This window comes from Streptomyces sp. NPDC102283, from assembly GCF_044766265.1.
GTDB lineage: Bacteria > Actinomycetota > Actinomycetes > Streptomycetales > Streptomycetaceae > Streptomyces.
Map to the genome: position 1 here is coordinate 36,028 of NZ_JBIWLQ010000030.1, position 20,026 is coordinate 56,053.

Genomic DNA, 20,026 nt, shown 5'->3' on the forward strand with positions numbered 1-20,026 from the left:
CGGATGGCCACCGAAGTCCTCTGGTACATCATCCCGCGCGAGGGCGCCTACCCCTGGGAGCCGTCCGGCCGGCGGCCGGTCGACCTCGGCTATCTCAGCAGGCTCGCCGGAACCGTCGAACAACTCGGCTACAGCGGCGCTTTGCTCGCCACCGACCTCTACGACGTCTGGCCGCTCGGCAGCGCGCTGGCCGCGTCCACCAGCACCCGGTTCAAGCCGCTGCTCGCCGTCCACCCGGGACTGATCTCACCGACCCTCCTTGCCAAGATGGCCCTCAGTTTCGACACCCTCTTCGGCGGGCGTCTCCGCTTCAACGTCGTCAACGGCTCCACCAAGTCCCTCCAGGAGTACGGGCTCCACGTGGAGCACGACGAACGGTACGAGCTGAGCGCCGAATACTGGTCGATCGTGAAGCGGCTCACCGCCGGCGAGGTGTTCGACCACCGGGGCCGCTTCTACGACCTGAGGGACGCGGGCGCGTCCTTCCGCGAGCTGAAGCCCGTCCAGGACCCGCACATCCCGCTCTGGTTCGGCGGCTCCTCCGACCCCGGCATCGAGATGGCCGCCGAACACGTCGACGTCTTCCTCACCTGGGGCGAGCCGCCGCACCTGCTGAAGGAGAAGCTGGAGCGGGTCAGGGCACGGGCCGCCGCCCACGGGCGCACCCTGCGCGTCGGACTGCGGCTGCACCTCATCGTCCGTGACACCGAGAACGCGGCCTGGGCGGCGGCCGACCGGCTGCTGGACGTCACCAGCGAGTCCACGTACGCCCGGCAGCTCGGAGACCGGGAGGGCGAGGACGGCGTCGGCTGGCAGCGGCAGTTCCGTCAGCACGGCGGCAGGGTGCCCGCCCGGGCACGGGAGCTGGAGGTCCACCCCAACATGTGGCCGGGTATGAGCCTCTTCCGGCCCGGTCCCGGCACGGCGGTCGTCGGCTCCACCGCCCAGGTCGTCGAACGCCTGCGGGAATTCCAGGACTTGGGCGTCGACACCTTCATCCTGTCCGGCAACCCTCTGCTGGAGGAGGCCTACCGGGTCGCCGAGACCGTGCTCCCGTCCCTCGACGTACGGCGCTGAACGACCACCGCCCGACGGCCGGGACGACGCGCCGGTCCAACGCTTCGCCCCGGGCCCCCGACGCTGTCTACTCTGAGCCGCATGACAGCAGCGATCACCGCCGGCCCCGGCTCCCACCGGCCCGGCCGGAGCCGGGGCCCCACGGCTCCGGCCGGTGTATCGCTCCCCGGTCGGCCCCGTGCGGACTGCGGTCGTCGGTGCCCGGTGCAAGACTCGGAACGAGAGGAACCACCCGCCGGCACAGGACGAGCAGGACCACCAGGACCGACCGAGGAGCACGTCATGATCAGCCCCACCTTCCACGACGGAGCGCCCGTCTGGATCGATCTCGGCACCCCCGACCTCGACGCGGCCGCCGCTTTCTACCAGGAGCTGTTCGGGTGGGGCCTGGTCCCCGGCGGCCCCGAGGTCGGCGGCTACGGGATGCTCACCCTGGACGGCCGGAACGTCGGCGGTGTGATGACGGTGTCGGAGGAGGAAGCGCCGAGCGCCTGGTCGGTCTCCTTCCAGTCGCCCGACATCGCCGCCACCGCCGCGGCGGTGGAGCGGGCGGGCGGCGCCGCCGCGTTCGAGCCGATGGACGTCCTGGACTTCGGCAGCATGGGCGGCTTCACTGACCCGGCCGGAGCGTATTTCGGTGCCTGGCAGCCGAAGGAGCACCCCGGCTTCGGCGTGGTCCAGGAGCCCGGCTCGTTCCTCTGGGCCGAGCTGTACACCTCCGACGTCCCGGCGGCGGCCGCGTTCTTCGCAACCGTCTTCGGCTGGGGGACCGACCAGCTGAAGGTGGAGGGCACCGACTACACCTACACCACCGTCCACCCGGCCGGCGCCGGTCCGGAGGCGTCGTTCGGCGGCCTGGTCAGGATGGGCGACGTCCCGTCCGAGGCCGCCCGGGGCCCGCACTGGCTGCCGTACTTCGCCGTGGCAGACGTGGACGCCACGGTGGCCACGGCGAAGCGGCTCGGCGGCACGGAGACCCTGGCCGCCATGGACGTGCCCGGCGTCGGCAAGATGGCCAACGTCGCCGATCCGTACGGTGCGGCCTTCGCGGTCATGCGGCCCGAGCCGAGGCAGTAGCCACGGGCGGGGACCGCGGCCCCGGAGGCTCCGGCGCGTACCTCGTGGGCGCTTCCGGAGCGGATTGATGAATCGTTGATCAGTCGTTTATCGCCACCGGGCACCGTGTTCACCATGCTGATCAACACCGTGACCGACGACGCGCTCGCCTGGCAGGAGTCCGCGTTGTGCGCGCAGGCCGGGCCCGAGTTCTTCTTCCCGGCCCCGGGCAGTTCGACCCGCGAGGCCAAGCAGCTGTGCAACGCCTGCGAAGGCCGACTGGCCTGCCTGGAGTACGCCCTCGCCAACGACGAGCGGTTCGGCGTCTGGGGCGGGCTGTCGGAGAAGGAGCGCGAGCGGCTGCGCAGAGAAGGCCGCGACCGGGGCTGAACGCCCCCCACGCACCGTAAACCCTTGGGGTGTTCGGGGCGGGCCCGGCACAATCGGGCCATGACCGACGCACCGCCCCTCGTCCTCGCCGCCGCCCTGCTCGACGCGCTCGAACCGCTGCCCCACGTGGGGCGCATGAGCGAACTGGCGGTCAGAGCGGGCCGACTGGCCGCCCAGGGGTCTCTGCGCGCCGTCCTCGACGAACTGGAGGACGGCGATCCCTACGAACGCCGGATCGCGGTGATTGCCGCCGCGGTCGGCCGGGACGCCGAGTGGATCGGGGCGCACCTCGCCGACGAGGACGCCGTCGTGCGCGGGCACGCCCTGCGCGCCGCGCGGACACTCGGGGTGCCGGACACGGCGTACGAGAGGGCCTTCGCCGATGCACCCGCCGCCGTGCGCCGCCACCTCGTGCGGGCGATCGTCGCCGACCGCCGCACCGCGCTCGCCGACCGCCTGGTACTCACCGAGCGCGACACCCACGGCGACATCGAGGCGGCCCGACTGCTGCCCGGCTGCTCGGCCACGACGGTCAGGACGCTGCTGCCCGAACTGCGGCGCTCCACGGCCTGCTGGTCCTCGCTCGGCCACCACCACCCCGGACCGGTCCTGGACTCCGCCGAGGAGGAACTGGCCGGACTTCCCGTGACGGCCCGGGACGCCTGGTGGCACGGGTACGGACAACCCCGGGGCATCGCCGCCGCGACCCGGGCCTTTCCGCACCGGGTGCTCGACCTCCTCGAACGGTTCGGCCCCACCCGGCTCCCGGCGGTCCTCGACGCCCCCCTCGGGCAGCTCGTCGCCGCCGATCCGGTCAGGCTCGCCCGCCTCGCGATCAGGCCGGACGTCTGCGCGCGCGTGCTCCACGTGCTCAGCGGGAACCGGCTGCGCCGCCTCGTCCGCGCCCTGCCCGACACCCTGCTCGTCGAACTGGGCCGCAGCGCTCCGGATCCGGCGGGCCAGGTGCCCCGGATCCTCCGCGCCCTGCCGCCCGGCCGTCGCGCCGCACTCCACGAGGCGGTCACCGAGGAGAGGGGCGGGGGAGCGGCGGCGGCCACCGTCGACGCCCGGCTCCTGGACGCGCTGCCCCGCGACCGGGTCGCGGCCGTGGCCCGGCGGGCGGTGGACCGGGCCCGGGCCTGCGGTGACGACGCCGCCGTCCTCGACGCCGTGTCCCACCTCCCCTTCGACGAGGGACGCGAACAGCTCCTGACCGCCACCCGCGGGCCCGCCGCCGACGACCGCGCCACGGCCTGGGCGCTGCTCGTCGCCGGTGCGGGCCGCTCCGGTGATCAGGCCTCCGTCGCCACCGTGCTGGAGGACCTCCTGCGGCTGCGCAACGAACAGGACCCCGTCCGCTCCACCGCCCTCACCGCCCTGGCCGGGGTGAAGCCCGCGCTCTTCACCGACGCGGTGGAACCACTGCTCGACCGCATCGCCGCCGATGCCGTGGAGGCCCGCGACTCCTCCGCGGCCACCCGCTCCGCCCTCGGCTCCCTGGCCGTCGGCGCGCTGCGCGAACACGCGGTGACCGGACAGCGCGACCTGCTCAACTGGGCACTGCGCACCCTGGTCCGAATCACCGGCACCAGCGGCGGCGCCGACTTCGGCCGGCTGGACCGGACGCTGCGCCGGGGCCAGGAGCACACCGTCTTCGACGCGCTGCGGCCCTGGCTCGAAGCGGGGGCGGAACGCTCCGACTACGGCCTCGTCCTGGCCCTGGCCCGCGCCGTGGGCCGTCGTGCCGACGCCATGCCCGGCCTCCAGGACCTGCTGTGGCAGGCGGTGAACTACGGGGACGCCGAGGCCGCCCGGAGCGCCGCGGCCCTGTGGCTCCGGGCCCCGGCCGGCCGGGACGAGCGGATCGAATCGCTGCTCGCCCGGCACCCCTCGGCCATCGCGCTCCCCGACGTCCGGCGCGCCGTGAGCCGCCGGCGGACGGACCTGCTGGCGGCGTACCTCGACGGGACACCGCCCCGGGGCCGGTTCCTCGCTCCCGGAGCGCACTGGGCCGTCGAGGTCGCCGGAGCCGAGCGCTGGACACCCCGTCAGCAGCGGTCCGCGCAGCGCGCGGTGGAGCGCACGGTCACGGACGAGAAGCTGCCGCTGTATCTGCGCACCGCCGCCCTGGGGCAGCTCGCCCGGATACCCGGGCGGGGCGCCGACGCCGTACGCGCCTGGACAGACGACCGGGATGTGGTGCTCGCGGAGGCCGCGCTCGCCGCGCTCGCCCACACCGACCGGCCCGCCGAGTCCCTGCCCGAGCTGCTCGCCCGCGCGGGCGATGACCGGGCCCGCGTCGCCGTGTACGCGGCGGGCCGCGCCGCCGCGCACACCCGGCCCTCCCGGCTGGCCCCGCTGCTCGCCGCCCGCACGGGTCCCGGCACCGGCAAGGTGACGAGCCGCAAGGAGATCGTCCGCCTCGCCGCCGCCCTGCTGCCCCGCGCGGAGGCGGCCGGCCTCCTCGCCGACGCGTACGGGCAGCCCGGCCAGCACCTCGACGTACGGGCCGCCTGTGTGGCCGCCGGTACGCCGCTGCTCACAGACGTACGCGTGTGGGAGATGACCGAGGACGCGGCGGGCGGCGAACGCGCTCTGCGGGTGGCGGTGTCGCGGACGCACCCGACGGAGCTGGACCCCGCCCTGCGGCCGCGCTACGCCCGGCTGATCCAGGACGTGTGCCGCACCGACGACGACACGCTGGCCGCCCTCGCCCACACCGCCCTGGTCCCCTGGCTGCCCTGGGCCCCGCACGCGGCGGCGGTCCTGGTCGACGCGGTCACCGATCTGGACCGGCGGGGGAGGTGGCGCCCGGCCGCCGACGCCCTCGTGGAAGCGGCCCTGACCACACCGGAGGCGGTCGAGGCCCTGAACCGCGCACTGTCGCTGCTGGCCACCGGCGAGACCGCCGACGACGCCGGGGTGGAGCGGGACCGGCCCGCCCGCCGGCGGCTCGGCCATCTGGCCCGGACGCTGTCGCTGCGGGCCGGTCCGCACAACCGGCCCGCCTCGGCGGTGCTCGCCGCCGCGGGCCGGACCCTGGCCGCCCACCGCGATCTCGTGCCGGACGCCGTCGCGCTGCTCTCGCGCTCCCTGGACCTGGCGGGGGAACCGGACACCCTGCACACCGAGCTGGTCGCGCTGGCAGCGCTGCACGCCGGCCGCCCCGCACTCGCCGCCAGGACCGCGGCGACGGTCGGCAGGCGGGTCGCCGGATACCGGGGGGCGGAGGCCGGCGACCCGGACTCCCTGCTGCTCGTCGTCGCACGGCTGGCGGGGACGGGTGATCCGGCCGAGGGGCTCCTCGCCGCGGAACTGACCGTGGCGTGCGGCCTGCGCACCGGGTGGACCGGGCCGTGGCGCACCCAGCTGCGGATGCTCCGCCAGCACACCTCGGACGACGTACGCGACGTGGCGTACGCCGAGGCCACCGCCGAGGAGTGACAGCCCGGACCCGGTGGACCCGGGGCGCCTGACGGACCAGGGCCCCGGGTGGCGATCGATCAGGCGCGGCCGCGCGCCACCATCCGGGCCTTGCGGGCGGCGAGCTTCTCGTCGAACTTCGAGGCCTCGCTGTCCAGCCCGCTCATGTACAGGCCGAGCTCCTCCTGGGCCTTCGCACCCTCCGGGCCGAGCCCGTCGATGTCCATGACCTTCAGGAAGCGCAGCACGGGCTGGATCACGTCGTCGTGGTGGATGCGCATGTTGTAGATCTCGCCGATCGCCATCTGCGCGGCGGCCCGCTCGAAGCCGGGCATGCCGTGTCCGGGCATCCGGAAGTCGACGACGACGTCGCGCACGGCCTGCATGGTCAGGTCCGGGGCCAGCTCGAAGGCGGCGCCCAGGAGATTGCGGTAGAAGACCATGTGGAGGTTCTCGTCGGTCGCGATCCGGGCCAGCATCCGGTCACACACCGGGTCGCCGGACTGGTGGCCGGTGTTGCGGTGCGAGACGCGGGTGGCCAGCTCCTGGAAGGCGACGTACGCGACGGAGTGCAGCATCGAGTGCCGGTTGTCCGACTCGAAGCCCTCCGCCATGTGCGCCATGCGGAACTGCTCCAGCTTGTCCGGGTCCACGGCGCGCGAGGTGAGCAGGTAGTCGCGCATCACGATGCCGTGGCGGCCCTCCTCGGCGGTCCAGCGGTGCACCCAGGTGCCCCACGCGCCGTCGCGGCCGAACAGGGAGGCGATCTCGTGGTGGTAGCTGGGGAGGTTGTCCTCGGTGAGGAGGTTCACCACGAGGGCGATCTTGCCGATGTCGGTGACCTTGGACTGGTCGGCAGCCCACGCCTCGCCGTCCTCGAAGACACCGGGGAAGTTCCGGCCGTCGGAGAAGGGGACGTACTCGTGGGGCATCCAGTCCTTGGCGACCTTGAGATGGCGGTTGAGTTCCTTCTCCACCACCTCTTCCAGCGCGTACAGCAGCTGGGCGTCGGTCCACGCCTTCGAACTGCCGAGGTGGGGAGAGGCGATCGTCACGGGGAGCTCCTGGGGACGGGAGAATTACCTACGGCTTCGTAGGTTACGTGACCGTAGGTTAAGGCGACCGTAAGCCCAAAACCAAGCCCGTCCCCGGAAGTGGGCGGATACGCGGAGTCATATGACCAGGTGAAGAGGGATGCGAAAGCCTCCTCGGGCCCACCTCGGGCACGTCCGGGGCCCGGTTCACCGTTCCGGAACAGGTTGCTCCACCGCTGTGTCCGCAGGCCGGGCCGCTCCCGCGTCCCGCCGCAGATACCGGCCCGTGACGGACGTCGGATGCGCGAGCAGATCCGCGGGCGTCCCCTCGAAGACCAGCTGCCCGCCGCCCCTGCCGCCGTCCGGACCGAGGTCGATCACCCAGTCCGCCCGTTTGACCACATCCAGGTTGTGCTCCACGCAGATCACCGTGTTCCCCGCGTCGACCAGCCGGTCCAGCAGCTCCACCAGCGTGCCGGTGTCCGCCAGGTGCAGCCCGGTCGTCGGCTCGTCCAGCACGTACACGCTGGAGGTGCGGTGCAGCTGGGTGGCGAGCTTGATCCGTTGACGCTCGCCGCCCGACAGCGAGGAGAGCGGCTGCCCCAGGGCGAGATAGGTGAGGCCGACCGCGTCGAGGGTGCGCAGCTTCCGCAGCAGCACCGGATCCTCGAACAGTCCGGCCGCCCGCGCCGCCGTCATGTCCAGGACGTCCACGATCGACCGGCCGCCGACCCGGTGCTTCAGGACATCGTCGTGGAAGCGGCGGCCCTCGCACTCCGGGCAGGTCGTGGTGACCGGATCCATGAACGCCAGGTCGGTCGAGATCTCGCCGCGACCCGAGCAACCCGCGCAGGCGCCGGCGGAGTTGAAACTGAACAGCCCCGCGTCCACGCCGTTCTCCCGCGCGAACACCTTGCGGATGGCGTCCAGCGCGCCGATGTACGAGGCGGGTGTGGAGCGCGACGAGGCCGTGATCGCGCTCTGGTCGATCACCACCGCCTCCGGGTACGCCGCCGTGAACACCCGCGACACCAGGGTCGACTTCCCGGATCCCGCCACCCCCGTCACCGCCGTCAGCACCCCGGCGGGGAACGACACGTCCAGGCCCTTGAGGTTGTGCAGGTCGGCCCCGTACACCGGGAGCCGGCCGGTGGGGGAGCGGACGGCCTCCTTGAGCGGGGTGCGGCGGCGCAACGACCGGCCGGTGAGCGTGTCGGCCTCGCGCAGCCGCTCGAAGGTCCCCTCGAAGACGACGTGACCGCCCTCCGCCCCGGCCCGCGGGCCCATGTCGACGACATGGTCGGCGACGGCCATCACGTCCGGGTCGTGCTCGACGACCAGCACCGTGTTGCCCTTGTCGCGCAGCCGCACCAGCAGATCGCCCAGCCGCCCCACGTCGCGCGGGTGCAGACCGACGCTGGGCTCGTCGAAGACGAACGTCAGCCCCGTGAGCGAGCTGCCCAGGTGCCGCACCATCTTGAGCCGCTGGCCCTCGCCCCCCGACAGGGTCGTGGTCTCCCGGTCCAGGCTCAGATACCCGAGCCCGATGCCGACCAGTCGCTCCAGCCGTTCCCGGGCCGCGGCGGCGATGGGCCCGCCCACCGGATCGACGATCCGCTCCAGGACGCCGACGAGTTCGGAGACCTCCATCCGCCCGTGGTCGGCGGGCGAGAGCCCGTCGATCCGGGTGGCGAGCGCCGCCGCGTTCAGCCGTGCCCCGGCGCAGGCCCCGCACACCCGCTCCACGGTGAAACGGGCGGCCGCCTCGCGCCGCTTCTCGGACAGCGAGGCGGTGTCGCGCTTGAGGTACAGCCGCTCGAAGCGCGTCACGACCCCCTCGAACTTCATGTCTGCCGAGCCGGTCCGCATGTCGATGCGGACGCTGAACCCCGAACCGTGCAGCAGGGTCCGCAGCTCCTCCTCGCCGAACTCGGACAGGGGCAGATCGTTGTCGAACCGCCCCGAACCCCCGTACAGATTCCACTCCCAGCTGCCCACCGTCAGCCCGGGCAGCAGCAGTGCCCCCTCGTTCAGCGACTTCGACCGGTCGATCGCCCGGTCGAGATCCAGCTGGACCGTGCGCCCCACCCCGTCGCACTCCGGGCACATCCCGCCGGGGTCGTTGAACGAGTACGCGGTCGCCCCGCCCGCGCTCGGGGTCCCGCACCGGGAGAACAGCACCCGGAGCACCGACCAGATGTCGGTCGCCGTGCCCACCGTGGAGCGGACGTTGCCTCCCAGCGGCTTCTGGTCGATCACGATGGCCACCGACAGGTCCTCGACGGATTCGACCTGCGGTCGCTCGTACTTCGGCAGCCGGTTGCGGAGGAACGAGGTGAAGGTCTCGTTCAGCTGCCGCTGCGACTCCACGGCGATCGTGTCGAAGACGACCGACGACTTGCCCGAACCGGACACACCGGTGAAGACGGTGATACGGCCCTTGGGGATCCGGAGGGAGACGTCGCGCAGATTGTTCTCGCGCGCGCCGGTGATGACGATGTCGCGGTGAGCGGAGCCGGGGGCGTACGGCTGCGCGTCGTGCTCGGGGAGCTCGGGGAGCTCGGGGAAGCGATCCATGAGCGCGACGCTAGGCGGGATACCCGACAGCTTCTGTCCCCATTTTCCGGCGATCCGAACTCATCCGTACGCGGTCGCGCTCATCAGCCGGGCCCGGGAGCGCGCCCAGACGTCTCCCGGTTCGAAGGACTCGGCGTCCCAGGTGGTCGAGGTCAGCCGGCCCCGGCCGCGGTAGGCCCCCATGATCTCCACGTGCGGCGGCCAGCCGACGAAACCGCGCAGGGCCCGGTGATCGCGCCAGACGGCCACGGCCCCGCACCGCCGGCCGGTCCGCTCCGCCCACAGCCACATGCCGTGCGCCCCCTCCAGCTCCTGCCAGCCGGCGGACAGGCGGCGTGCCGCCCGGTGTATCCCGAGCAGATCGCCGCGTCTGCGGGGTACGAAGTCGGTGATGCTGACCAGGACCGGGCCGGGCAGGCCGTCCAGCTGCCCGGCCGTCCAGGAGGACCTCAGAATTTTCGTAGGCATGTGCAGATGATCTGCTTGCGCTTATCATCTGTCAACGCTTATATTCGGCACCGTGAACGCCGCCGCAGAGAACGAGCCCCGTCCCGACCTCGCCGCGATGATCGTCCCCCTGGGCCGGGCGCTGATGGCCGCCGAGCAACCCGTGCTGGACGCCCACGGGCTGAGCATGTGGGGATATGTGGTGCTGTCCGCTCTCGGCGAGGAGCCCCGGCGCACCCAGGCCGCACTGGCGACCGCCATCAACGCCGACAAGACCCGCATCATCACCGTGCTGGACGACCTGGAGTCGCGCCACCTGCTCGTGCGCAGGCCCGACCCGAAGGACCGCCGGGCCCGACTGCTCTCCCTGACCCCCGAGGGCCGCCGGCTCCGGGACGTCGTGAGGGGTGAGATCCAAGCGGGCGAGGAGGTCTGGCTGGGGCAGCTGGCGGACCTCGACCGGGAGAGCTTCCTGCGGAGCCTGCGCACGCTCTCCGACGCGATCCGCCGGGGCCCGGACCGGTAGCCGCCCGCGCCACCCGGATCCGCGCCCCTGCTCCACCGCCCCGCCCGACAGGGTCCCCGCCGGGCGGTCCGCCGCCGCGCCCTTGAACAGGAAGCGGGCCAGCCGCGCCCGCACGGCGTTGTCCGTGCGGTCGGGGGCCGACCGCGCCACGTTCCGCACCACCGACGACGCGTCGTCCAGCACGTCCAGCCGCTGCGGCAGGAACCCGGTCGCGACCAAGGAGGTCGCCTCGCCCGAAACGGGCGTCAGCTCCCCCGCGATCAACCGGAGCAGCGCGGTCTTGCCCGCCCCGTTGCGGCCGGTCAGCGCGATGCGCTCAGGACCGCGCACCATCAACTCGCCCCGCAGCGGCGGGCCGTAGGGTGCCACCGGATCGCGCAGCAGCAGCACCTCGCTGCCCGGATGGACCCGGGTCCCCGGGAGTTCGACCCGGATCTCCTCGTCCTCCCGCACCGCCGACTCGGCCTCGTCGAGACGCTCCCTGGCCGCGGCCAGCCGCTCCGTGTGCAGGATGCGGTGCTTGCCCGCCGACTCCTGCGCGGAGCGCTTGCGCTGTCCCATGACGACCTTGGGTTCACGCTTGGTGTCCCACATCTTCTGCCCGTAGCGCTTGCGGTGGGCCAACTTCATGCGGGCGTCGGACAGTTCGCGCTTCTGCCGCTGTACGTCCGACGCGGCGGCGCGCACCATCCGCCGGGCCGCCTCCTGCTCGACGGAGAGCGCCTCCTCGTACGCCGACAGGTTTCCTCCGTACCAGGTGACCGACCCCTCGCGCAGGTCCGCGATCCGGTCCACCCGTTCCAGCAGCTCCCGGTCGTGGCTGACGACGAGCAGCGCGCCGGTCCAGGCGTCGACCGCGTCAAGGAGCCGCCGCCGGGCGTACGCGTCCAGGTTGTTCGTCGGCTCGTCCAGCAGCAGCACCCCGGGCCGCTCCAGCAGCAGCGCGGCCAGCCGCAGCAGGACGCACTCGCCGCCGGACATCTCCCCGATGGTGCGGTCGAGCCCGATGCGCCCGAGGCCGAGCCCGTCCAGGGTGGCGAGGGAGCGTTCCTCGATGTCCCAGTCGTCGCCGATCACCGCGAAGTGCTCGGGCCGGACGTCGCCCGACCCGACCGCGTCGAGCGCCGCGCGCCGGTCCGCGACGCCGAGCACCTCGTCGACCTTCAGCGCGGTGTCCAGGACCAGGGCCTGGGGGAGGTGGCCGAGTCCGCCACGGGTCCTGATCACACCGGACCGCGGGGCGAGTTCACCGGCGATCAGACGCAACAGGGTCGACTTGCCGCACCCGTTGAGGCCGATGAGACCGGTGCGGCCGGGCCCCACGGCCAGATCGAGACCGGTGAAGACCTCACTGCCGTCGGGCCAGGAGAAGGCGAGGGAGGTACAGCTGATGTGGGTGTCGGTGGCAGGCACAGGGATCTCCCGTTGTACGTCGGGGACGACGAAGGACGGCTGAAGGAGGCTGAGATCGCACACGGGCGCTCCGAGCCGCGGCAAGGCGCGGCGGGCGCTGCACGATGTGCACAGGACCTCAGATCAGCAACGTCCCACTCCGATCGACGACAACAGGAACCGTCACGAAGGTAGGGCCGGGGGCGCGGGCCCGGCAACCGGGTTTACGAGGTCAGCGAGGACCGCCGAGCAGGTCGGTCAGACTCCGGTCCAGGTCCAGATACCGGTGCTCGTCGCCCACCGGAACCAGCTCCTGCGCCCGCTGGAGGAAACGCCGCAGCTCCTCGGTGCGCACATGGACCATGGCGATGCCCTCGGGGGCGTGGAACTCCAGCACGGTCCGCTCGTAGCCGAACGGCCGTACGCGTACGTCTCCCTGCCCGGCGGGGGAGTCCACCCCGGTGGTCAGCAGCTCGCGGGAGAACTCCCAGGACACCTCGGTGCCCTCCAGGGTCGCCGGGGCCGGGAACGCCATGCGTACGGCGAAGGGGTACTGGCGGTCGTACTGGAGAGTGGCGGGCAGGGTCTCCATCCGCGGTGCGGACGCGACCATGCGGGCCTGCACGGACTGCTCGATAACGCTGGACAAGACCTGCTCCCTCTCGCGCGCGGCCGGGTGAACGGTTCCCGGCATTGGAGTAGACGACGGAACTCCTCGTTTCGTGCACCGGCGCGAGGCGTGAGCTGCGTCACCGGCTCCCGGCGGTCCCGCCCGGACCCGGGTTCGGGTCTCGCCGCTCGCCCCGCGTACGCAGACGGGTAGCCGGGGCATGGGGGCGCTGGTGCTCTCAGCCGTGGCGGCGGGGCACCGCGCAGGCCGCGGTACCGCCCGGCATCCGCTGCCGGTTCCTGGCCACCCAGCGGTAGATCAGGTTCGCCGCCGAGCGGATCAGGGGCAGCCGCAGGAAGCGTCCGACGCCCCGGTAGACGCGGGCCGGCGAGGATCCGAGAAGACCGGCCAGGGCGGCGACCCCGCCGGCGCGCACCCGGTCTCCGTCGAGGAGGAGAACCTCCCGGTCCAGACGTTCCAGGTGAGGTTCGGTCAGCTCCGGCGGAAGGGTCTGCCAGGCGACCGCCGCTGTGCGGGGGCGGGCCCGCAGCTGGATCTGCCGGACTGCGGCCTGGCAGAAGCCGCAGTCACCGTCGAAGGCGAGCACGGTGCGTCCTTGTGCGCTGCCTGTCGCGGTGTCGTCCATGTCGTGCCCTCCGTCGCTGTGCCGTTCTCACGGGTGTGGAAGTGCCAGCGTATGTTCGGGTATCGCATCAGGGGCGACATCCGGGCGGGTCGCCGGTGGCTCCCCGGCCATGGGTCACCTGCCCGGCGGTGCGGGAGTCTCCGGGCCGGTCGGAGCACCTGGTTCCACGGCGGGCGGGCCGGAGCCGGGCACCAGGTCGTCGCACACCCTGCCGTCGCACGCCGGGGTGCTGCCGGCAGGGGCGGGGCGGGGGCGGAGCGGGACGCCGTTGGCGCGCAGCACGTCACGGACGTCCAGGATCAGGGGGAAGACCTCGTGGTTGCGGTCCTCGCCCTGCTCGTCCCACGCCCGTTGTTCGGCTTCGACGGCCATACGGTCCTCGGCGAAGACCCGTTCGGTGAAATGCCGGATGAACGGCCAGGCCACATGCAGGGCGGCGGGAATCCTGGGCTTCTCGATCATGAGCAGTCCGTAGGCGTGGCACCTGCGTTGCTCCGTGTCCTCGGGCACGTACACGGCCCAGAGACGCAGTGCCGGGCGTTCGGCCTTCTCCGGGACCAGGTCCAGGGTCTGGTAGGGGTACTCGGTGCGGATGGTCATGACGTCGCTGGAGGCCCGGCCGCCGATGCCCTCGGCGGCGAGCAGGCGGGCGCTGCGATTGCGTCTGCCCCCGGCGTGGGTGAACAGGTAGCGGGCCTCCACCGAAAGTGGGTCGCTCCGGTATCCCAGCAGTCGCGGCTGGAGTCTGCCGACGACGCCCCGGTGGAGGAACTGGTGGTTCATGTCGAGCAGGTTCTCGTGCATGAACGAGTAGTGGCAGCGCACGGTCCGCGAGAAGGTCATGGTCCGGTACGTCGGAGAGGCGAAGCCGGGGACCTCGGGCAGCGCGGTGGCCGCCGCCTTCTCCGGGTCGCCCGGAAAGACGAACACCAGTCCGTACGCCTCGCGGACCGGGTAGCCGCGCACGCCGCGTGGCGGTCGGCCGTCGCCCTTGGACAGGTAAGGGATCTGCGAGATGCGGCCGTCGCCGCGGTAGGCCCAGGCGTGATAGCAGCAGCGGAGGGTCTCGCCGTCCACGACGCCCATGCTCAGGGGCACCTGCCGGTGGGCGCATCGGTCCTCCAGCGCGTGCACGGCACCGCTTCGTCCGCGAAAGAGCGCGATGCGCTCCCCGGCGAACGCGGTCGCGGCCACGCGTCCGGCGCGCACGCTCCGAGACAGTGCCACGGGGTACCAGAAGTCCGGGTTCGCCCCGACCCGCCGCAGGTCGGGCGGGCCGGGGCGCGGATCGCGACGCTCCGCGGGCCGGCCGCGCGGGATGTCGTCCGAGCCGTTCTCGGTCATGGCTCTCCCTCGTCCGTGGTAGACGCTCTCCATCCTGGCCGCCGACCACGGACGAGCGCTTGCCCGGGGCGTCCGGACGGGTGCTTTCCCTGAGCTCACGGGCTCCGGGTCTCGGCCGCTCCTGCGAGGACGACCCCAAAGGGGCCGGAGCCCGGCCGGCTCACCAGGGCCTCACGAGGCGTCGAGCACCTCCCGCAGCCGCTGCCCGAACTCGTCCGGCTTGCCCGGATAGCCGAACTCCCCGTCGAGGAAGCCGCCGTGATGGCTCGGGAAGACGGTCACCCGCTGCCCGAGCAGTTCGGCGGTCGCGACGGACGTCCGTCCGGTCTGCACGCTCCTGGACTCCTCGCCCACGGCGATCACCACGCGGGTGGCGGCCGCGGCGAGGGCGTCGACGTCCGGCCGGTAGTCGCTGATCGCCCAGGACCGGTCGGACAGCAGCGGGTCGCCGCGCGTGCCGTCGTCCTCGGTGGGCATGCCGAACGCGGCGGGGTCGGGCGCGGGCTGTGCGAAGTACGCGTCGGTGAACTCGCCCTCCCACGAGGTCATGGCCACGAACGCGGCCATCCCGGCTCCCCACCCGCGCTTCTCGTACGCGTCGCGGACCCCGGCCCGTGCCCGGACGGCCGCCGGACCGTCCGGGGTGAGGGTGATGAGCGGCGGCTCGTGCGCGACGAGGGTGGTCACATCGCCGGGGTGGCGGGCCACGAGGGCGAGAGCGGTGACCGCCCCGCCGCTGCTGGCGAACATGTCGACCGGCCCGACCCCGAGCGCCTCGACGACGGCGTGCACGTCGTCGGCCTGGGTCTCGGGCGTGTGGTCGGTCCGCCCGTCCTTGCGGATGCTGCGGCCGAGCCCCCGCGGGTCGTAGGTGACGACGGTCCGCCCGGGGAAGCGTGCGGCGAGCGCGACGAATCCGGTGGCGTCCATGGGCTGCCCGATCATGAACAACGGCGGGCGGCCGTCAGCCGTCGGCAGGGGCCCGCGAACGTCGTGGACGAGCTCGGCGCCGGCTGTCTTGAGTGTGTACGTTTCCATACCCGTGCAGACCGGCCCCGCCCCGGAAACTCATCGGTCGGGCCGCCCCCGTAGGGGGCGGCCCGACCGCCCGCTACGGCAACTGCTGCTGGTACGGAGTGAGTCCGGGCGCCGTCTTGGTGGCGATGAACTCGGTGATCCGGTACGCGCACACACCGTGCTCCGCGAACGGATCGGCCGCCGCGATCCTCTCGATCGCCGCCCGGTCCTCCCCCACGGCCAGGATCACTCCGCCGTCCCGGGGGTTCTTGCGGCCCGAGGCGATGAAGACGCCCGCCGCGTAACTCTCGTCCAGCCAGGCGATGTGCTCCGGCATCAGGGCGTCGACGCGTTCGACCGGAGCCGTGTAGGTCAATTCGAGTACGAACATGATCGTCAGGCTACGGGATTCCGGCCGCCCGCTCCGGGGCCCCACCGCACACCGCGTCACGGGAGCCGACCCGTCACCGCATAAGCTTCCCGACATGACGACCTCCCCCACCCCCGCCCACGAGACCCCCGCCGACGAAGCCGAGGGCCGGGAGATCCAGGACCGGCTGCGCGGCCGGGTGATCCTGGACGAGGCGGGACCGGAGCCCGGAACAGGGCTGGTCACCGGGGTGGACGTGGCCTACGACGATGTGAAGGACGTCGTCGTCGCGGCGGCCGTGGTGCTGGACGCCGTGACCCTGGAGACGGTCGACGAGGCCACCGCCGTCGGCCGGATCACCTTCCCGTACGTCCCCGGGCTGCTGGCCTTCCGGGAGATCCCGACGGCGCTGGAGGCCCTGGAGGGGCTGAGCGTCGACCCGGGCATCGTCATCTGCGACGGCTACGGTCTGGCGCACCCGCGACGCTTCGGACTCGCCAGCCACCTGGGTGTGCTCACCGGGCTGCCGGTGATCGGCGTCGGCAAGAACCCGTTCACGTTCACGTACGAGGCGCCCGGCCCCCGGCGCGGCGACTTCTCCCCGCTGCTGGACGGCGAAGAGGTGGTCGGCCGGGCGCTGCGCACCCAGGAGAACACCAACCCGGTATTCGTCTCGGTGGGCCACCGCATCAGCCTCGACAACGCCTGCGCCCACACGCTCCGCCTCGCCGGCCGCTTCCGCCAGCCGGAGAGCACCCGCCGGGCGGACGCCCTGTGCCGGCAGACCCTGCGGGAAGCGACCGCCTGACGCGGGCCGGCCGCCCCGGGCGGGCGACCCGCCTCGATGGGCGGGGCCGCGCGGGGATAGCGTGCGTCGTCATGACGCGTGTGTGGATGCCGCCGGTCCTGTTGGTGCTCAGCGGTGCCGCCGTCGCGACGGGGCCCGCCCGCAGCGGCGACCCCGTCACGGCGGCCGTGCTGTTCGTGCTGTTCCTGCTCTTCGCCGGGATGATCTCGCCCCTGGTCTTCCCGAGGCCGGTCACCGCCGCCGAGGCCCGGCGGCGCAGCGCGGCCGACGGATGCCCGGTCGTCTACTGGCGTCCGGGCTGTACGTACTGTCTGCGGCTCCGCCTCCGGCTGGGCCGCGATGCCTCCCGACTGCACTGGGTCGATGTTTGGCGCGATCCGGCGGGAGCGGCCGAGGTGCGGGCGGCCAACGACGGCGACGAGACCGTGCCGACCGTCTTCGTGGCGGACCGGCCGCACACCAACCCGGACCCGTCGTGGGTACGCGAACAGTTGCCGCCCGCCGCGTGACGGTCCCGGGCGTGGAACAGTCCTGCAACTGAGTACCCGTCCGCATGGCGTAGATCTGTACAGCTGGGCAGGCTAGAACGCATGAACGCTTCTCGTGCAGCCGTCCGCACCGCGCCCTTCGACCCCGCTCAGCGCCGTATGGCTCTCGGTATGCTCCTCGGGAGCGCCGTCGGGCTCGTCTGGCTGGGCGCGATGCTCTACACGCTGGCCGACTGGATCCTGTAGACGCCCCGGTCCTGCACCCGGGCCTCGGCTACCGTACCGCCGCCACGCGGAACCGCAGCCCTGCCGCCGTCAGCCGCTCCAGGAGCGCGTCGCCCATGGCCACCGCCGTGGTCACCTGCCCGGAGGTCTCCGGCAGCTCGTCCAGGGCCAGGCACACCGCCGACTCGGCGAGGATCTTCGCCGTCTCGCCGTAACCCGGGTCGCCCCCGGACACCTCGGTGAAGACGCGCCGCCCGCTGCCCTCGCCGACGAAGCGGACGGTGAACCAGCTCCGCTCGCGGCGTTCCTCGTCCGGCCCCTGCCCCGGCTCGTAACGCCCCATCAGCCACTCCCGGGCGCCCTCCACCTGCGCGGCGGCCACCAGCGCGCCGATCGCCACCGGGGCGCCGAGGGCCATCGGCAGGGTCTTGACCGAGGCGAAGTGCCGGTAGCGGAAGTCGGGGCCGTACCTCTCCAGGGACCGCGCGGAGCGTCCCACGATCGTCGGGTCCACCGTCGGCAGCGGCAGCGCCCAGGTGCCGGTGGGCCCGCTGAAGTGCGGGGTCCCCGCCGGAGTGCGGACCCGCCGGCCCACCAGGCGCGGCTCGTGCAGTCGGCGTTCCCGGGCGGCGGCCAGCATCTGCGGACCCCGCCCCATCGCGGTCAGTGCCGAGGCCAACGTCCCGCCGGAGAACACCGCGTCGGTGCGGACGAAGCCGTCGACGGTCAGGGGCACGTCCTCGGGCAGCTGCTTGACGGTGAAGTAGGCCCCCAGGTCGTGGGGGACGGAGTCGAAGCCGCAGGCGTGCACGATGCGCGCCCCCGTCTCGCGGGCCCGCGCGTCCTGCCCCAGATACGTCCGGTCGATGAACTCCGCCTCGCCCGTGAGGTCCGCGTAGTCCGTCCCGGCCTCCGCGCAGGCGGCGACGAGCTTCTCGCCGTAACGGATGTACGGCCCCACCGTGGTGGCCACCACCCGGGTGGAGGCGGCCAGTTCGGCCAGCGCCTGTGCGTCGTCCGCGTCGGTCTCCAGCAGCGGCAGCTCCGCGCAGCCCGGGGCGATCGCGGTGAGCCGTTCGCGCAGCGCCTCCAGCTTGGTCCGGCTGCGCCCGGCCAGGGCCCAGCGGAGGCCGGCGGGGGCGTGCGCCGCCAGGTATTCGGCGGTGAGCGTCCCGACGAAGCCGGTGGCACCGAAGAGGACGACGTCCAAGGGGCGTGTCGTGTCGTTCTGCCTGTTCACGAGTACCTCCGGCTGGGAGACGGGTGCCGACGTGGCAGGCAGAGGGTAGCGGAGAGCGACGTGCCGCCGCCCGGCCGGGTCGGATGCGAGAGGATCGAGGGAAGAACTAAGCGCTTGCTCGGCCCGAGGGGTTGTGCGGAGCCCGGTGGCTTCTTAGCATCACTGATGTTACATCGGTTGTGTCACACCCCTGGGGGCTCACAGATGGCGCAAGGCCCAGCACCCGTCCACGGTCCCCTGACCGGTGTCCGCGTCGTCGAGCTGGCGGGCATCGGGCCCGGACCGTTCGCCGCGATGCTGCTGGCGGACCTCGGGGCCGATGTCGTGCGCGTCGACCGGCCGGGCGGCGCGGGGCTCGGCATCGATCCCGCGTCCGACCTCACCAACCGCAACAAGCGCTCCGTCCTCCTGGACCTCAAGAGCGACGAAGGACCGGCCCGCGCCCTGGAACTCGTCGAACGCGCCGACATCCTCATCGAGGGCTTCCGCCCCGGCGTCGCCGAACGCCTGGGCATCGGGCCCGACGCCTGCCTCGCCCGCAATCCGAAACTCGTCTACGGCCGGATGACCGGCTGGGGCCAGGACGGGCCGCTCGCCGAGCGCGCCGGACACGACATCGCCTACCTCGCGCTCACCGGCACCCTGTCCATGATCGGCAAGCCGGACGAGCCGCCCGTGGCCCCCGCCAACCTGCTCGGCGACTACGCGGGCGGCTCGCTCTACCTCGTCGTCGGCGTCCTGGCCGCCCTCCAGCACGCCCGCGCCCACGGTGAGGGGCAGGTCGTCGACGCCGCCATCGTGGACGGCGCCGCCCATCTCGCCACGATGATCCACGGCATGCTGGCCGCCGGGAGCTGGCAGGACCGGCGCGGCACGAACCTCCTCGACGGCGGCTGCCCGTTCTACGGCACCTACGCCACGTCAGACGGCGGCCACATGGCGGTCGGCCCGCTGGAGGGGAAGTTCTACGCGGAGTTCGCCGGCCTCCTCGGCATCGCGGCCGATTTCCCCGACCGGTGGGACCTGGCCCGCTGGGACGACCTGCGCGCCGCCGTCACCGAGCGCTTCGCGGCCCGTACGCGCGCCGAGTGGACCGAGGTGTTCGACGGCACCGACGCCTGCGTGGCCCCCGTGCTCTCGCTCACCGAAGCACCGCACCACCCGCACCTCGCCGCCCGCTCCACCTTCGTCGAGCACAGCGGCCTCACCCAGCCCGCCCCCGCCCCGCGCTTCTCGGCCACCCCCGTCTCCGTACGCGGCGGGCCCGCCCTGCCCGGCGCCGACACGGCCGCCGTCGCCGCCGACTGGGACATCGCGGCGCTGCGGCCCGCCGACTCACCCGACACCTACTAGGAG

General features: G+C 73.0%; 18 protein-coding genes and 1 pseudogene. 9 read left to right on the forward strand and 10 right to left on the reverse strand.

What is annotated here, in order from left to right; all coding sequences use genetic code 11:
* Positions 1-3: 3 nt before the first annotated feature.
* The 4 genes from ACIRJT_RS36685 (at position 4) to ACIRJT_RS36700 (ending at position 5,967) form a co-directional block, all read left to right on the forward strand.
* Complete coding sequence (locus ACIRJT_RS36685; RefSeq protein WP_403918354.1) at positions 4-1,077, forward strand: LLM class flavin-dependent oxidoreductase; 1,074 nt, start codon at positions 4-6, stop codon at positions 1,075-1,077.
* A 282-nt stretch (positions 1,078-1,359) separates the two neighbouring features.
* A complete protein-coding gene (locus tag ACIRJT_RS36690) occupies positions 1,360-2,154 on the forward strand; it encodes a VOC family protein (protein WP_403918357.1) in 795 nt (264 codons plus the stop codon).
* 114 nt (positions 2,155-2,268) lie between these two features.
* Entirely contained in the window at positions 2,269-2,523 is a 255-nt protein-coding gene (locus ACIRJT_RS36695; RefSeq protein WP_026290061.1) for a WhiB family transcriptional regulator, read from the forward strand.
* Between the two features lie 60 nt (positions 2,524-2,583).
* Positions 2,584-5,967 carry a hypothetical protein gene (locus ACIRJT_RS36700; protein ID WP_403918359.1) on the forward strand — a complete coding sequence of 1,128 codons (3,384 nt, stop codon included), beginning with the start codon at positions 2,584-2,586 and terminating at the stop codon, positions 5,965-5,967.
* A gap of 59 nt (positions 5,968-6,026) precedes the next feature.
* Here the strand turns inward: ACIRJT_RS36700 and ACIRJT_RS36705 are convergent, their stop codons facing one another.
* The 3 genes from ACIRJT_RS36705 to ACIRJT_RS36715 all read right to left on the reverse strand — a co-directional run bounded on the left by ACIRJT_RS36705 (position 6,027) and on the right by ACIRJT_RS36715 (position 10,025).
* Positions 6,027-7,001, reverse strand: a complete 975-nt coding sequence (locus ACIRJT_RS36705; RefSeq protein ID WP_397917479.1) for an acyl-ACP desaturase — start codon at positions 6,999-7,001, stop codon at positions 6,027-6,029.
* A gap of 186 nt (positions 7,002-7,187) precedes the next feature.
* Positions 7,188-9,557 carry an ATP-binding cassette domain-containing protein gene (locus ACIRJT_RS36710; RefSeq protein ID WP_403918362.1) on the reverse strand — a complete coding sequence of 790 codons (2,370 nt, stop codon included), beginning with the start codon at positions 9,555-9,557 and terminating at the stop codon, positions 7,188-7,190.
* 60 nt (positions 9,558-9,617) lie between these two features.
* Positions 9,618-10,025: a hypothetical protein gene (locus ACIRJT_RS36715; RefSeq protein WP_403918365.1), complete on the reverse strand. Its 408-nt coding sequence runs from the start codon at positions 10,023-10,025 to the stop codon at positions 9,618-9,620.
* A 166-nt stretch (positions 10,026-10,191) separates the two neighbouring features.
* Here ACIRJT_RS36715 and ACIRJT_RS36720 point away from each other — a divergent pair, with 166 nt between their 5' ends.
* The gene (locus tag ACIRJT_RS36720; protein WP_403918425.1) at positions 10,192-10,530 is read left to right on the forward strand and encodes a MarR family winged helix-turn-helix transcriptional regulator; all 339 of its coding nucleotides are present in this window, start codon (positions 10,192-10,194) and stop codon (positions 10,528-10,530) included.
* 39 nt (positions 10,531-10,569) lie between these two features.
* On the opposite strand, the pseudogene ACIRJT_RS36725 reads toward ACIRJT_RS36720, so the two are convergent.
* The 6 genes and pseudogenes from ACIRJT_RS36725 to ACIRJT_RS36750 form a co-directional block, all read right to left on the reverse strand.
* Positions 10,570-11,943, reverse strand: a pseudogene (locus ACIRJT_RS36725) (ATP-binding cassette domain-containing protein); the annotation flags it as partial.
* Between the two features lie 211 nt (positions 11,944-12,154).
* Positions 12,155-12,571: an SsgA family sporulation/cell division regulator gene (locus tag ACIRJT_RS36730; protein WP_398613465.1), complete on the reverse strand. Its 417-nt coding sequence runs from the start codon at positions 12,569-12,571 to the stop codon at positions 12,155-12,157.
* 199 nt (positions 12,572-12,770) lie between these two features.
* Positions 12,771-13,178, reverse strand: coding sequence for a thiol-disulfide oxidoreductase DCC family protein (locus ACIRJT_RS36735; RefSeq protein ID WP_403918368.1), 408 nt, complete (start codon positions 13,176-13,178; stop codon positions 12,771-12,773).
* A gap of 114 nt (positions 13,179-13,292) precedes the next feature.
* Entirely contained in the window at positions 13,293-14,522 is a 1,230-nt protein-coding gene (locus tag ACIRJT_RS36740) for a Rieske 2Fe-2S domain-containing protein (RefSeq protein WP_403918371.1), read from the reverse strand.
* Positions 14,523-14,693: 171 nt separating this feature from the next.
* On the reverse strand, positions 14,694-15,560 hold the full coding sequence (locus ACIRJT_RS36745; RefSeq protein ID WP_403918374.1) for an alpha/beta fold hydrolase: 867 nt from the start codon (positions 15,558-15,560) through the stop codon (positions 14,694-14,696).
* 73 nt (positions 15,561-15,633) lie between these two features.
* Positions 15,634-15,930 (reverse strand): YciI family protein, encoded by a 297-nt coding sequence (locus ACIRJT_RS36750; RefSeq protein ID WP_403918377.1) that lies wholly within the window; start codon positions 15,928-15,930, stop codon positions 15,634-15,636.
* Between the two features lie 94 nt (positions 15,931-16,024).
* Between ACIRJT_RS36750 and ACIRJT_RS36755 the strand changes: the two genes are divergently transcribed.
* The 3 genes from ACIRJT_RS36755 (at position 16,025) to mmpA (ending at position 17,451) form a co-directional block, all read left to right on the forward strand.
* Positions 16,025-16,717, forward strand: coding sequence for an endonuclease V (locus ACIRJT_RS36755; RefSeq protein ID WP_403918380.1), 693 nt, complete (start codon positions 16,025-16,027; stop codon positions 16,715-16,717).
* Positions 16,718-16,788: 71 nt separating this feature from the next.
* Positions 16,789-17,226 (forward strand): glutaredoxin domain-containing protein, encoded by a 438-nt coding sequence (locus tag ACIRJT_RS36760; RefSeq protein ID WP_403918381.1) that lies wholly within the window; start codon positions 16,789-16,791, stop codon positions 17,224-17,226.
* A gap of 81 nt (positions 17,227-17,307) precedes the next feature.
* A complete protein-coding gene (gene mmpA, locus ACIRJT_RS36765; protein ID WP_403918383.1) occupies positions 17,308-17,451 on the forward strand; it encodes a morphogenic membrane protein MmpA in 144 nt (47 codons plus the stop codon).
* A 28-nt stretch (positions 17,452-17,479) separates the two neighbouring features.
* On the opposite strand, the gene ACIRJT_RS36770 is transcribed toward mmpA, so the two are convergent.
* Positions 17,480-18,670, reverse strand: coding sequence for a saccharopine dehydrogenase family protein (locus tag ACIRJT_RS36770; protein WP_403918386.1), 1,191 nt, complete (start codon positions 18,668-18,670; stop codon positions 17,480-17,482).
* A gap of 204 nt (positions 18,671-18,874) precedes the next feature.
* Here ACIRJT_RS36770 and ACIRJT_RS36775 point away from each other — a divergent pair, with 204 nt between their 5' ends.
* Positions 18,875-20,023, forward strand: coding sequence for a CaiB/BaiF CoA transferase family protein (locus ACIRJT_RS36775; RefSeq protein ID WP_403918387.1), 1,149 nt, complete (start codon positions 18,875-18,877; stop codon positions 20,021-20,023).
* Positions 20,024-20,026 lie beyond the last annotated feature (3 nt).

Coding starts and splice junctions, on each gene's coding strand:
- ACIRJT_RS36685 (WP_403918354.1), top strand. CDS start 4: ATGGCCACCGAAGTCCTCTGGTACATCATCCCGCGCGAGGGCGCCTAC.
- ACIRJT_RS36690 (WP_403918357.1), top strand. CDS start 1,360: ATGATCAGCCCCACCTTCCACGACGGAGCGCCCGTCTGGATCGATCTC.
- ACIRJT_RS36695 (WP_026290061.1), top strand. CDS start 2,269: ATGCTGATCAACACCGTGACCGACGACGCGCTCGCCTGGCAGGAGTCC.
- ACIRJT_RS36700 (WP_403918359.1), top strand. CDS start 2,584: ATGACCGACGCACCGCCCCTCGTCCTCGCCGCCGCCCTGCTCGACGCG.
- ACIRJT_RS36710 (WP_403918362.1), bottom strand. CDS start 9,557: ATGGATCGCTTCCCCGAGCTCCCCGAGCTCCCCGAGCACGACGCGCAG.
- ACIRJT_RS36715 (WP_403918365.1), bottom strand. CDS start 10,025: ATGCCTACGAAAATTCTGAGGTCCTCCTGGACGGCCGGGCAGCTGGAC.
- ACIRJT_RS36720 (WP_403918425.1), top strand. CDS start 10,192: ATGTGGGGATATGTGGTGCTGTCCGCTCTCGGCGAGGAGCCCCGGCGC.
- ACIRJT_RS36735 (WP_403918368.1), bottom strand. CDS start 13,178: ATGGACGACACCGCGACAGGCAGCGCACAAGGACGCACCGTGCTCGCC.
- ACIRJT_RS36740 (WP_403918371.1), bottom strand. CDS start 14,522: ATGACCGAGAACGGCTCGGACGACATCCCGCGCGGCCGGCCCGCGGAG.
- ACIRJT_RS36745 (WP_403918374.1), bottom strand. CDS start 15,560: ATGGAAACGTACACACTCAAGACAGCCGGCGCCGAGCTCGTCCACGAC.
- ACIRJT_RS36750 (WP_403918377.1), bottom strand. CDS start 15,930: ATGTTCGTACTCGAATTGACCTACACGGCTCCGGTCGAACGCGTCGAC.
- ACIRJT_RS36755 (WP_403918380.1), top strand. CDS start 16,025: ATGACGACCTCCCCCACCCCCGCCCACGAGACCCCCGCCGACGAAGCC.
- ACIRJT_RS36760 (WP_403918381.1), top strand. CDS start 16,789: ATGACGCGTGTGTGGATGCCGCCGGTCCTGTTGGTGCTCAGCGGTGCC.
- mmpA (WP_403918383.1), top strand. CDS start 17,308: ATGAACGCTTCTCGTGCAGCCGTCCGCACCGCGCCCTTCGACCCCGCT.
- ACIRJT_RS36775 (WP_403918387.1), top strand. CDS start 18,875: ATGGCGCAAGGCCCAGCACCCGTCCACGGTCCCCTGACCGGTGTCCGC.